The following is a 13384-nucleotide window of genomic DNA, read 5'->3' on the forward strand; positions in this document are numbered from 1 at the left end:
CCGGTCAACATCATGAAAGTCGAAAGTTGAATTCTGTAAAAATTCAACATCCCGATTTCCGGGGCGATCATAGAGCCGTGCCGTCCTTGGCCGACTTTCCCTCCTGATGACCGGCCTTTTCGCGCCGAATCCGATTTTTTAGGGTGTGACGACGGATGCGCTCGATTTTTTTCATGATCCAGCAAAGTTGAAACCGGCTCCAGAGCGAGAGTCGATTCACGCCTTTGTAGTCCATCAACAATTTCAGCCGGTCTTCCTTTGAAAAGAGCGTTTCAGGAAGGGTGTAGTTCAGTTCCGCAAGGGTTTTGACCATCCATCGAAACCGTTGCCATCGGCGGCGGTCGACGCGTTGAAGATCGAACAAGGCTATTTTCGGCAGGCCGTCTGCGGCTTCAGGGCCGACCAGAACATGCGTGGCATTGAAATCCCGGTGATTGGCGCCGGCCTCATGCATGCGACGGGCGGTTTTGGCAACGGCCTCGATCAGCTTACGCTTATAGTGGCTTCCCGTTTCGCCCCGCAATCGATTCGGATGCAATTCCATCAACTGCTCAAGCGCGATATAGGGCTCAAAACTTTCCGTGACCAGAAAGGATCGATATTTAAACATCCCGACCCGGCGTTCACCTGCCGCGACCGGGGTGACGGTTGCCAGACCGTGTTGTCGAAAATCACAGAGATTTTCAAATTCCGTCATACCCGATGAAGCCCCCGCACGCCTGATGCCGATGCGCGCCAGCGCCCCGATGTCCGGGGATTCCGTTTCATGGCGCTTGAGATAAAATACACGCCTACGCCCTTGCCAGGGGAGTTCAAAACGAATGACCCGCCTTTCAGGAATACGCTTCAAGGTTTTACCAAAAGGATAATTGTAGAGGTCATCAAAACCCGCAAGATTGGTTTTCTCAAGGATATCCTGATAGTTTTGATTAATGATGATCCCGCGGGAATACATTCGTGTGACAGGCGCTTTTTCCGGTGTCATCCTCTTTTTGCCTCGCGAACGTGATGATAAAGCTGAATCAGTCGATCCATGGATCGTTCGGAAGTAAACCGCGCCGCAGCCGAAGCCGCCTGTTCACTCATCCATTTTCTATCGTCACGGGTCATGAACACCTTCAGACGATATGCGAGTTCACGGGCTTCCCACGTCTTGAGTACATATCCGGTCATGTCGTCCTTTATAATCTCGGCAGCGCCGTTGCTTTGTGTGGTGATAACCGGGGTGCCGCAAGCCAGAGCCTCCAGACAGACATTGGCGAATGCATCATATCGGGTCGGCAGTACAAAGATATCCGCGGCACGGTAGTAGTGTTCAGGATCCGAAACCCTCCCCAAAAATATTACCTGATCCCGAATACCCAGTTTTTCCAATCTTTTTTCGTAGACCTTTACCGGGTCGCCGCCTGCGACCATAACGCAGACATCCTTTTGCCCCAGGACGGCAACGGCTTCAAACAGCATTTGAAGCCCTTTCAATCTGAAATTATTGCCTGCAAAAAAAACAATTCGTTTTTGAGGATCGATACCGTGACGATTCCTGATTTTCCGGCGGGAGTCGGCTCTGTTTTCAGGAGAAAACCTGTTCCTGTCCACACTGTTGTAAATGACATGTATCTTCTCCGGCGGAACATTGTAGTATGCCGTGATCTGGTTTCTGACCAGTCTGGAATTCGTCACCACAAATCGACATCCCCCTTTCAGGAAAATCCGATTTTCAAGCAACGCCAGTATCCTGCGACGCGGTCCGGCGGACTTGAATCGTCGCACCCATGGATTGGGATATTTCTGCAGCATCTGAACCGGATTGATACCGTCGGATGCCCTGAAAATATCCTGCTGCCATATTCTTTCCATGCTCTGCAGGACATCCAAGGCCACCTGACCGCTGATTTTGGCAGCCATCATCCCGAAGCTGAGATTTTTGACAGGCGACGAGAAAGGGATCATCGGTACGCGATGAAAGACCACGCCTGGAATATCGTTCCATTCGGCGGCAAAAACATGGACTTCATGCCTCAGTTCCATCAAAGACCGGCTGAGGTCAATGGTATATTTCTCGAGCCCTCCGCCATTGAAAACAAACCGGCGACATACCAGACCGATTTTCATTGCCTCACCTCATAAAGGATCAAATCCCCCTCGCGCGCCGAGGACCACTGCCTCAGTTTCTGGAATTGCCCCTGTCTTTCGGGCAGCAGTGTTTCAGGATAACCATTTTGCCAGGCCTTTTCGTTCCACACAAAATAATCAAATCCGTGTGACAGCACAAAGACGAGAGACGCTCTATCGGATTGCTTCAAAATACTGATGCCGTCCTCAAAACAAGGCGCTCCCGGATAATTCCGGTTGGCATAAAAATGGACGGCGCGAAGTTCCTTAAAATTTCCTGCAACGGAAACCACTCTTTGATTTTTCTCTTTTTGTGCAATGAATTCACCGATCTCGGAGAATATCAACTTTTCCGTGTCATAATTGGCACGCAGGATCTTGGGAACGAATACCGCAAGAACAATAACACACATCAGGATGTGTGCCTTTTTAGGCGTCAGCTTGAAATACGTGCTCAACGCCGATGCCGAACAGGAAACCCCCGCACCCAGAAACACGAAGGCCGGAAAAAGAAACAAGGCTATAAAGCGGTCGGTCATGGACCAATTATAGACAATCTGCATGTACAGCACCATCAGGGCGGCAATGGACAGCGCAGCAAGAAAAATGAGCCGTCGATCCCGCAAAATCTCATGACGCCAGACAACTATTCCCGAAATCAGAATGATGAAAAACAGATAGAAAAGGGTCTCTGTAATCTGGACCATCAGGATGGCGAACGGCAGGAACCAGACCAGGTGTCGCACCCAGTCGAAAAAATAGGGGCTTATGGGCGTTGGATTTTCACGAACCAACGCTGTAAGATGATCTCTGATTTCTCGATATTTTGACAAAAACTCCCCGGGACGCGTCAGAAGCCGTTCGGGTTTCAACACATCCATCGTCTCGATGCCCGCTACCTGAGAATACAGTATACCGGCCGCTGCGGCAACAATATAAGGGCTGAAAAAAATAAAAAGATCCCGCCATTTTTCAGGTCGACATGAAAATATGAGATAACAGGCACTCGCCAATATAAAAAGGCATCCCTCGATTCGAGCCCATGCACCCATCAAAAAGCAGATACTGCTGATGAATAACCCCATTGGTCTTCGATGTTCGATATGTCGCAAAAAGAAGTATAGCCCAAAAAGAGAAAAACACCAGTAGGTGGGGTCTCTTAAAACATCCCGGCTCAACCATACAAAAACCGGCAGCAGCGCAAATATGAGAAGGGTTATCGATGCAGTGGGTTCGACAAAAAATCGTCTCAGTATCCAGTATAACGGCAACAGCGAGAGCGTCCCGAAAAAAAGAGAGGTCATTTGTCCGGCAATCACCCACTCTCCAAACAAAGAGAAGGCAGCGGCCACAAAAACAGGATAACAGGACACGTTGTCATAGCAGGAGAGCAGTTGGTCAAAGTCTCTGAAGTAAAGGGCTCGCGCCTGCTGTACATATAAAAAGCCGTCCGAACTGATCAGAGGATCCATCCAGTAGAGATAGGCGCGAGCGAGAAGCCCCGCAAAGAGTGCCAGGAATCCCATCATGGACGGACGATGCACTGAAGGCCTATCCGGCGACAACGGCACAAGGCGTCCGGAATTCATGGTAGCGGAATCGATATTGAAAGCGGCCATATTTCAATGATCGGATGGTTTCTGCAGGGGCAGTTCGCAGAATGGACGCGTATTCCATCGTCTGTGCAACCATCCAAACCATTGGTCCGGGTATTGTCGTACGATTTCTTCGATTGCCCTGGTGTATGCCTCGGTGTTGATTTCGATATCCTTTATCTTATCACCCGTTCGCGTCAGCGGAATTTCCGGCCATATCTCTGCCGTGTACCCATTTTCATCCCGTCTCAGAAACAGAGGAATCACGGGCGCGCCGGTTTTCAGCGCCAGCAGCGCCAGCCCCTTGTTCGTACATGCCGGCATGTTGAAGAACGGGATAAACACCCCTTCCCGGCACGCGACATTCTGATCCATCAACAACCCCACCAGTTCGTTGCGTCCCAAGCTGTTCAATATCTTGCGAAACCCTTTTTTCTTGGGAATCATGTCGCCGCCGAAACGGGTTCTCAACCGGATGACGACGTTCTCCAGGGGAGAAAAATCCATGGGGCGGTATACGATTCTGAATGGATATCCCAATAAGGCACCGATGACGGTTAAAAGCTCCCAGTTTCCAAAATGCGCTGTGAGGACCAGAACGCCCTTTCCTTTCTTGTGGGCCTCCCGCATATGATGTCGTCCTTCGATCCGGAAATGGCGAAACAGCGCCGGCTGATCTTTCGTCAGAGACCAGCAGACTTCCATGAAAACAAGCCCCAGATTTTCAAATACCTTTCGGCAAAGGGACAGAATTTCAGCATCCGACATCGCATCACCATAAGCCGACAGCAGATTTTTAAAGGCAATCCGCCTGTGACGCGAATCACACCTCAGGATGATGCGACCTAACATTCTGCCGGTGTTGATGCGGATGTAATCCGGCAGGGCACCAATGCATCCGGCGGTATGCCAGATGAAAGACGTGATCCCACTGCTGAAAACGCCGTTCGCTATCCTGTAAAATTTTTGGACCATGGACATGCTTCTTCCCTTCCAGCGGCTCGGAAAACTATGTTTGTCGTTGACGCATTTCCCTTCGCCGTTTAAATAAACCCCATCCAGTCGCGTCCGGACAACGCCGGATCAGACGGCGGGATATTCGACTGAATCGTCAACCTGGGGATCATGGGGAGGCCGACTTGCGTCTTGGAATTATCAGCAATCCGCTCAGCGGCGGAAATCGAAAAGGGCTGGCGGCCATTGAAGCACTCCTGGCGCGCCGACCGGAAGTGCTCCACCGGGAAGCACAAAATCCGGATGATGCCGCTGCCGTCGTGTCGGTCTTTGCCGATAAAAACGTGGACGTCATCGCTGTCAACGGCGGGGACGGTACCATCCAGGCGGTATTGACGGCGCTCTTTCGGGACCGTCATTACGCCTCGCCGCCGCTTCTGGCCGTGCTTCGCTCGGGCACGGACAGCGTTATCGCCGAAGACGTCGGCCTGAGAGGCTCCCGTGACCGCGGGCTTCGACGGTTGTTGGATTGGCTGGAGGCGCCGGCCCAGCGCTTCTCCATCCAAAAGCGACCGGTGCTGCGGGTTCGGACGGCATCCGACCGGAATCCCCGCTACGGACTCATATTCGGGGCGGCTGCCGTATACCAGGGAATCGAATACTGCAAACGCCATATCCATGCATTGGGCCTTCACGGCGAGATCGCACCCAGCCTGACGCTGGCCCGGTTTCTGCTGGCAGCCGTCCGCCGCGATACCCGGATTCTAAAGCCGGTCACCGTCACCGTCCGCGTTGATCAGGATCCCCCCCAGCAGAGCGAGTATCTTCTGATTTACATCAGCACCCTCGAACGGCTGTTCCTCGGTTTGCGTCCCCATTGGGGCAAAGAGAACGCACCTCTCCACTTCACCGCCATGAATGCCCGGCCGCGCCATTTTCTGCGTGCCCTTCCCTACCTCGCCCGAGGCCGGACCACCCCCTGGGGTACGCCGGAAAACGGGTATTCCAGCCGCAACGCCCATCGTATACAGTTGACCATGGACAGCGGATTCATCCTCGACGGCGAATGCTACCGGACCGAATCGCATCCTGAATCCATCATCGTCGATCTTGGCGGAACCGCAACGTTTCTTCGGCTGTAATGCGTCAGGACCTCTTCCTGGGAACCGACTGGACGAACGTGCCGAACCGGTTCATCTCTTCCAAACGGCAACTCCAGACCAGTTTTCCATCATGGACAGTGATGTCGGGGCAGCTGTCACACATGTCCTGCCGGCCGTCAGCCAACATGTTTACCGGCTGAATAATCATGATGCTCTGAATATGGGCCGGCCTGAGGGCGTGGGAAGGCTTCCGGGAAATCCGATTCAAAAGATTCCCGGCAATGCGGCGCATTCCATGGTCAAATAGCCCCATGAAAAATGCCGCCGACTTTCCCCGTGAGGTGCTTCGCGGCTGGGCATATGACAAGTACTTCCCGGCGAACAGATGATAGCCGGTCTGAATCATCTCCATGAACTTTGGGGAAACATATCCCATGGTCTCGCCGTTGAAGACGATCCGATTGGCCAGAAGCCATTTAAAAGAGCTTGGATCGGCGGTGCCGTTGAGATAGGCGCACGGTTCATAGGCGGGCTCGGCCTCCCGGATCTTTTCGACGATATCCTCTGCCATGAGGATTTTTTGGCCGGCCCATTCCGTTTCCTTGTAGGTCTCGTTGAAATCGATCCTGCGGCCCCCTGCATAATATTCGAAATCACCGCTCAATCCCGGTGAACGAAACAAAATGAACACCATCGTATGGACGATGTCGGCATGTCGGCGCGCCCACTCGACCAGACCGGGAATTTCGTGAACCGTCTTTTCCGACACCGTAGCGTTGAAGGAGCACGACAGCCCGCCCTCTTCGGCCAGCATTCGCGCATACCGAAACCGAAGGGCGTTGAGTTCGGTTTCTGTTTCGGCCGTTACCCTGGGGCGCTTCTGACTCGTGTCGATATGAAATGTAAAACCGAACACTCCGGCACGCTTGAGCGCTTTCAGAAGCGGCGCGTCGAGAGCGAGCCCGTTGGTGTTGATGATCGGCTTCCACCCCATCTCTCTGACCATTTTAACCAGCTCCACGATATGAGGATAGACGAGGGGATCCCCCCCGGCGATGCTCATGCAGTCACTTTTCCGCAAGGCCTTGAAGGTTTGGAGTTCGGCCCTCACCGCATCGAGGGACTTGTGACCGACGCTATGGGGATCACGGTAGCACCCCTCGCATCGAAGATTGCATTCCGTGGTGGGTTCCAGCCAGGAGATGCCGTTGTCGGCATAATTCCATGGAAGCCGGTAATACTTAAGATGGTTCAGTGTTGCAGGCATATTTTTTTCTCCGAAGTTCAAAAAAAATCGTCTATCGCCAATGGCTCAGATCGCGCCCGATGAGTCTTCCGAGGCGCGCCGTGTCATCGGCAAAGGTTTCTCGTAAAACTTCCCCCACGGCGGCGTAACCCGCGTGATGGTGGGAAAAGAACCGCTCCAGGTAGCGGCGTTGAAGATGGGATGTCGTGAGAGGCTGAGAAACCGTCGAAAAATAGTGGGGCTCTTTCGGCCGGGAGAAACAGATGTCCGGGTGCTTTGAAAGATAACGGCTCAAAGATGTCGTGCCGCACCTGGGCGCCCCGATAATAAAAAAATCCGGAAAAAATATCAGATCCATATGGTATTGCAGCCTATGGTGTCGATACCTGCATGCGGTGAACGCCGCTTCATGAAACCGCTTGTACGCCATGCCGGTTCATTGCCTTCCCGAAATCGAACCCGGGCGCCGTCATTCACCCCAAGCACTGCAAAACGACAGGTCCCGGGCATATCACCGCTCGCCCTTAAGGCAGGTTCGGGAAAGGACTCTTCCAGAGGCGGGTCCCCAGGGACGGCATCGAGACCATGGGCATTAAAACGGGACTGCCTTGACAAGCCGGCAAACAGCGCCGGATGCATCATCGTGATCGCCGCAGGCGCCAACAACGCGGACCGCATGTTCGATATCCGCCCGATAATCGACCTCGCACCACTGCAACCCATTGACGGCACATGTCCATACCGGCATCTGCCGGGCCATTTCATCGATGACGGACAGGTACCATTTTTTTCCGGCGGACGGTTCTTCAAAGGCCTTTTGGAGGGATCTCCGGAAAAGCGCGGGGCCCTTTCCCCGGAACAAAATCATGCCGATGGATTCCGCATGAACCTTTTCACGCTGAAGATCTTTTCCAATTCTGACCAATCGTTCACCCTCGAGCATCACCTTCATGTCATCGGCGTCATAGACGCCTTTGTGGTTCACGGCCACGGTTACCGGACGGTCCGGCGATTCGAGCAGTCGGTTCAGCACGGCGGCCTCGAAAATCGTATCACCGTTCAGGATGATGAAATCTTCGTTCATCTCCCCACATGCCGTCCAGCAACTGACGAGGTTGTCCGTGGTGGCGTAGGCATCGTTGTATATGGTGGAGATCTCCTCCGAGGCATACCGCTCACGGAGCAGTTGATCCACAAGCTCCGCACAATATCCCGTTACGACCCGGATCCTCCGGACCCCGCATTTCTGCAATTCATGAATCTGCCACTCGATCAACGTTTTTCCCCGAACCGACAGCAGACATTTGGGAAGATCGGTTGTCAGCGGCAGCAGGCGTTTCCCTTGTCCTGCGCTTAGAATGATCGCTTTCATGAAGTCGAATTTTCTTCCTTACATTGTAATCGGCACCGGGTATGAACGACCGGAACCGCAGGGATGATGACAGCGGGAGACGGCCGGGCCCCTTGCAGGGAAGACGCGCGGCTCGTTCACCGCTCCGTCAACCGTGCCGGCATGCGCCCGGCATCCCGAAGCATCATGGTTCAATCGAAATCACCATTGATTCGCAATACGATGTTTCGGCAGCAACGTGATATACCAAATAAAATTTGAATAAAAGCTTTTTTGTTGCCATTGTTGTCGACACTTACAATTTTCATTCCATTTTCCAAAACCGAAACAGCTTCCAACCCATTGATATTCAATCAACATAATATTGAGCACCTTCTCCAGAGTCCCGATCAATTGTTTTTTCTCCACCTCCGGGGTCAGGAGGCTCTTCCCTGACGACACCGCCTTCCGATTATCATTCAACTGTCGACTTTCATGACGATGACCGGAAAGAGGTGCCAGGAGGATACGGCCTATGAAAGTCGAACGTTGAGTTATCATCATAACAAAACGCAAAAAGCATTTTTTTATATTGACCCCGGCGTACATCTCCGATATGAAGGCCCTGTAAATTCGGTCTCTTCAGCTGATAACGCCTACCCGTTCATCGTCATCCGGTCACAAGCATATGAATATTTCAACTGTCGACTTTCATGATGGTGACCGGAACGAAACCGCGCGGGGCGCGGGCCGTATCCTCCCGGCACCAGCTTATGAAAGTCGAACGTTGAGTGAATATCATGTCGGGTTTGCGGCCGTGATTCGGACAGACGGAATGAATCATAGCAGCGCCCTTCGCACCCCGATGTAACGATCCAAAAACCTGAATCAGTCGGTTGAATACCATGCGCATCCAGCATCCCCCCCTTGACGGACAAACGCCTTATGACAAATGTCACGGGGTCTCCGGGGCTCCCGATATCCTGGCGGTGGATAGTCGACAAGGACGGCGCGCATTCCTGGGTTTGCCATGGTCGATCTACCACACCGATCCCTTCTGGGTGCCGCCGTTGCGGTTTGAACAGCACATGCTTCTCTCCCCTGAAAACCCATATTTCGAGCATGCCGAGGCCAGGTTCTGGCTCGCGTGTCGGCGGGGTCGACCGGTGGGACGCATCAGCGCCCAGATCGACAGGCTTCATCTCGACCACCACGGCGATCGGACCGGATTTTTCGGACTGCCGGCGGCCGAAGACAACCTCGAAACCTTCCAGGCCCTTCTGAATACCGCCGAAGGCTGGCTGCAGTCCCGGGGGATGACTCACGTCCGAGGGCCTTTCAATCTCTCCGTCAACCAGGAATGCGGCACCCTGGTGGCGGGTTTCCATGCACCGCCGATGGCGATGATGGGACATGACAGCCGCTATGTCGGGCATCGTATCGAACAATGCGGGTACCGAGCCGTCAAGGATCTTCTCGCCTATATTATCGGCGCCGATTTCAGGCATTCCCGCGCCATGGAGACGATGATCCACAGGACCCGAAAACGAATTCATACCCGGATGATTCGCAGCGCGTCGTTCAACGAGGATCTGGAGATCATCCGGCGTATTTTCAATGATGCCTGGTCACTCAACTGGGGGTTTGTCCCGTTTACGCCACGTGAATTCGAACACCTTGGAAAGGTCCTGAAGCTGCTCGTGGAAGCGCGTTCCATCCGCATTGCCGAGGTGGATGGAACCCCCTCGGGCTTCATGGTGCTGCTGCCCAATCTGAACGAGGCCATCCGCGATCTCGACGGACGGCTGCTACCCTTCGGCTGGTTAAAGTTGCTGTGGCGTCTGAAGATACGCCATCCCAAAACAGCGAGAATCCCCCTTATGGGTGTGGTTCGACGCTATCACGGCACCTTATTGGGGGCTGCGACAGCCTACCGGCTCATCGGAGAACTCCAGAAGACCGCCCTCGACCAAGACATCAAAACGGTCGAACTCTCATGGATCCTCGACGATAACATCGGCATGCGGAGTATTATCGAAAACATTGGCGGAACACCCTATAAAACCTATCGCATCTATGAAAAAAAACTGCAGGGAATGTAGGTCCGAGGACCTTTCCCCGACACTTTTTACGGCGATTGTTCTGGCTGCGGACAGGGAGTCGGACAATCCGGTGGCAGCGGCAGCCGGCGTCCCCTGCAAAGCCCTGGCCACGGTCGGCGAAAGGCCTATGGTCCTCAGGGTTCTCGATGCGCTGTCGGCCGCCGAGAGCATCGGAAATCAGATTCTCTGCGGCCCTGGGCGGGACATTGTCGACGGGAATTCCGAGCTCGCCGCCCGCATCGCATCGGGTCGGATTCGATGGATCGGAAACAAGGCAACACCGAGTACGAGCGCATGCCACGCCATGCAGTCCCTGTCCCCCGGCACCCCCGTCCTTTTGACAACTGCGGACCACGCCCTGCTGAAAGCTTTCATCGTGGACCACTTCTGTGCCGAAGCCCAAAGGACCGGATGCGACATCGTGGCCGCGTTGGCCAGGCGCGACGACGTGACCGCCGCCTATCCGGAAACGCGAAGAACCGCTTATCGGCTGGGTGGAACAGCATACTGCTCCTGCAATCTCTTTGCCTTTTTGACGCCCGGGGGACGAAACGCAGCCGATTTCTGGCGACGTGTGGAAAATCTTCGTAAAAACCCGTTCAGGGTCGTCAACGCCTTCGGCTGGATATCGACGCTCCGATACCTGACCGCTCGCCTGACGCTGTCGGAAGCGCTGGGCCGTGCATCCCGCGTCATGGGCCTCAAAGTGGGTGCCGTCGTCATGCCTTACCCCGAGGCCGCCATTGACGTTGATTCCGTTTCGGACTGGCGGATTGCCGAATCGATCGTATCCCGCAACATGGAAGCGGGGCGGCACCCAGACGATCCCCCTTCTCCATAGGCGTTCCATCGAGCACCTTGATTCACAGTTGTTTTGGTATTAGAGTGTTCACGAACTGTCATTAAAATTTAATCAATCGAGATATGAACGTTCGATCTGGCTTTGTTTCAACGGACAGTTCGTTTTATCTCAACTTTCGACTGTCATAGGCCGTATCTTTCCGGTAACCATCAAGACAGTCGAAAGTTGAGGTTTGACAATATGTTGATTTTTGGTTAGAAAAAAAAGTTTATATGAACTTGGTTGTTGCAAGGCGTTCGGAATCGTGATCCGTCACCACAACTTCGGCCGTTCCACCTACTTTACCGCGACACGACCGGCCGGCGAGTTCATCATTGGATCCAGGCATCTCTGTAATTGAGAATGAAAAGAACGGAGCGGACGTCCGAAATCAGAACCTATTTTTGGGGAGAGACGATAAGCGCTATGGAGGCAACGCCAACAGAAAATACCATACCATTGCGAAGCGGTGATTTTTCAACACTGACGGACGCCTTGGATTATGCTGCCAGTGGAACTACCGGATTTAACTTCTTTACGGGAAGGGGCAGCCTGTCATCGGTGCTGACCTATGCAGACCTGCGTGAGGCTTCGCGTATCCTGGCTCGGCGGCTCACCGCCCTGGGGGCGGCCCGAGGCGCGCGTGTTGCAATAGTGGCGGATACCCATCCGGACGTTGTGCGCTTTTTCTTCGCCTGTCAATATGCCGGTCTGACACCGGTTCCCCTGCCGGCCCAGATTCAGTTGAACGGCCGCAGCGCCTACGTGGGGCAGATCGAACGGCTGCTGTCGATCTGCCGGGCCGAGTTCGCCGTTGCCACGGACGATTTTATGCCCTTTTTGACCGAGGCCGCCGCCCGATCAAAGATCCGCTTTTTCGGAAGTCCCGGCGATTTCGACGATCTTCCGGCATCGGGCCTCGATCCGACGCCCTCGCGGCCGGACGAACTGGCGTATCTGCAGTATACATCAGGCAGCACGCGTTTTCCCCGAGGGGTGATGATCACCCAGAAGACGGTTCTGAACAACCTCCGGATCATTCTCAAGGACGGCATCAGGATCCGATCCGAAGACCGTGCCGTATCGTGGCTTCCCTATTTCCACGACATGGGTCTGGTGGGCCTGTTGCTGGCGCCTATGGCCGGCCAGATTTCCGTCGATTTCCTGAACACCCGTGATTTCGCGATGCGGCCCCGCCTGTGGCTCAAACTCATGTCCGAAAACCGGGCGACGATATCCTTCAGTCCCCCGTTCGGTTACGATCTGGTCGCCCGGCGTCTTCGGGACGACGACGCAAGCGGTTACAACCTGGCCTCGTGGCGTGTGGCCGGGGTCGGCGCCGAACTGATCCGAACGGCGTCACTCACCCGTTTTGCCGACCGACTCAGACCCAGCGGATTCGATCCCCGCGCCTTCCTACCCTGTTACGGTATGGCCGAATGCTCGCTTGCGGTCTGTTTCGGCGCCTTGGGCGCCGGGGTCCGGCAGGATCACGTCAATGCCGATCTTCTTGCGAAAAGCCGGGAGGCCGCACCGGCACCGCCCGACGACAAAACGGTGCGGACAAACACATTCGTCAATTGCGGCGCCCCCCTTCCCGGCTACGAAGTCGAGATACGGGATGCGTCGGGTCGGGTGCTCCCCGAACGGCGATGCGGTGTTCTGCACGTTCGGGGGTCGAGCGTCATGTCGGGCTATTTCGGCGATCTCAAGGCCACCCGCGACGTCCTCTCTCCCGAGGGGTGGCTCAATACGGGGGATCTTGCTTACCGCGTCGGACAGGACGTCTTTATCACGGGACGCGCAAAAGATCTGATCATTGTCAACGGCCGCAATATCTGGCCTCAGGATATCGAATACCTGGCCGAGAGCCAGCCGGAAATCCGCACGGGAGACGCCTCGGCCTTCTCGTGCCTCTCTGCGACCGGCGAGGAAAAAGCCGTCGTGATGATTCAGTGCCGGGAATCCGACCCTGCCCGGCGACAGGAACTGACCGAACGATTGAATCGAATCATCCGTGAATAGTTGGGCATCGCCTGCGTTATCGAACAGGAGCAGCGGAACTCCCTGATCCGCACTACATCCGGAAAACGGTCCCGGC

At 54.5% G+C, this 13384-nt stretch carries 11 protein-coding genes; 4 read left to right on the forward strand and 7 right to left on the reverse strand.

Annotated elements, in window-relative coordinates; genetic code table 11:
• Positions 1-67 precede the first annotated feature (67 nt).
• The 4 genes from AB7S84_RS12980 to AB7S84_RS12995 all read right to left on the reverse strand — a co-directional run bounded on the left by AB7S84_RS12980 (position 68) and on the right by AB7S84_RS12995 (position 4682).
• Positions 68-985 (reverse strand): lipopolysaccharide kinase InaA family protein, encoded by a 918-nt coding sequence (locus AB7S84_RS12980; RefSeq protein WP_020876510.1) that lies wholly within the window; start codon positions 983-985, stop codon positions 68-70.
• Positions 982-2112: a glycosyltransferase family 4 protein gene (locus tag AB7S84_RS12985; RefSeq protein WP_020876511.1), complete on the reverse strand. Its 1131-nt coding sequence runs from the start codon at positions 2110-2112 to the stop codon at positions 982-984. The genes AB7S84_RS12980 and AB7S84_RS12985 overlap by 4 nt, the downstream gene beginning before the upstream one ends.
• On the reverse strand, positions 2109-3656 hold the full coding sequence (locus AB7S84_RS12990; protein ID WP_159449716.1) for an ArnT family glycosyltransferase: 1548 nt from the start codon (positions 3654-3656) through the stop codon (positions 2109-2111). Before AB7S84_RS12990 ends, AB7S84_RS12985 begins: the two co-directional genes overlap by 4 nt.
• Before the next feature lie 78 nt (positions 3657-3734).
• Complete coding sequence (locus AB7S84_RS12995) at positions 3735-4682, reverse strand: lysophospholipid acyltransferase family protein (protein ID WP_428154894.1); 948 nt, start codon at positions 4680-4682, stop codon at positions 3735-3737.
• 164 nt (positions 4683-4846) lie between these two features.
• On the opposite strand from AB7S84_RS12995, the gene AB7S84_RS13000 reads away from it, so the two are divergent.
• Positions 4847-5803 (forward strand): diacylglycerol/lipid kinase family protein, encoded by a 957-nt coding sequence (locus AB7S84_RS13000; protein ID WP_020876514.1) that lies wholly within the window; start codon positions 4847-4849, stop codon positions 5801-5803.
• 4 nt (positions 5804-5807) lie between these two features.
• Here the strand turns inward: AB7S84_RS13000 and AB7S84_RS13005 are convergent, their stop codons facing one another.
• From AB7S84_RS13005 to AB7S84_RS13015, 3 genes are all read right to left on the reverse strand, one after another.
• The gene (locus AB7S84_RS13005; RefSeq protein WP_020876515.1) at positions 5808-7031 is read right to left on the reverse strand and encodes a radical SAM protein; all 1224 of its coding nucleotides are present in this window, start codon (positions 7029-7031) and stop codon (positions 5808-5810) included.
• 31 nt (positions 7032-7062) lie between these two features.
• Entirely contained in the window at positions 7063-7440 is a 378-nt protein-coding gene (locus AB7S84_RS13010) for a sulfotransferase (RefSeq protein ID WP_428154896.1), read from the reverse strand.
• 162 nt (positions 7441-7602) lie between these two features.
• Positions 7603-8382 (reverse strand): NTP transferase domain-containing protein, encoded by a 780-nt coding sequence (locus AB7S84_RS13015; RefSeq protein WP_020876516.1) that lies wholly within the window; start codon positions 8380-8382, stop codon positions 7603-7605.
• A gap of 863 nt (positions 8383-9245) precedes the next feature.
• On the opposite strand from AB7S84_RS13015, the gene AB7S84_RS13020 reads away from it, so the two are divergent.
• The 3 genes from AB7S84_RS13020 (at position 9246) to AB7S84_RS13030 (ending at position 13308) form a co-directional block, all read left to right on the forward strand.
• Positions 9246-10442: an N-acetyltransferase gene (locus tag AB7S84_RS13020; protein ID WP_428154899.1), complete on the forward strand. Its 1197-nt coding sequence runs from the start codon at positions 9246-9248 to the stop codon at positions 10440-10442.
• Complete coding sequence (locus AB7S84_RS13025; protein ID WP_020876518.1) at positions 10417-11283, forward strand: nucleotidyltransferase family protein; 867 nt, start codon at positions 10417-10419, stop codon at positions 11281-11283. The genes AB7S84_RS13020 and AB7S84_RS13025 overlap by 26 nt, the downstream gene beginning before the upstream one ends.
• Positions 11284-11709: 426 nt before the next feature.
• The gene (locus tag AB7S84_RS13030) at positions 11710-13308 is read left to right on the forward strand and encodes a fatty acyl-AMP ligase (RefSeq protein ID WP_428154901.1); all 1599 of its coding nucleotides are present in this window, start codon (positions 11710-11712) and stop codon (positions 13306-13308) included.
• Positions 13309-13384: the final 76 nt, after the last annotated feature.

This window comes from Desulfococcus sp. (assembly GCF_050178255.1).
Classification (GTDB): Bacteria; Desulfobacterota; Desulfobacteria; order Desulfobacterales; family Desulfococcaceae; genus Desulfococcus; species Desulfococcus multivorans.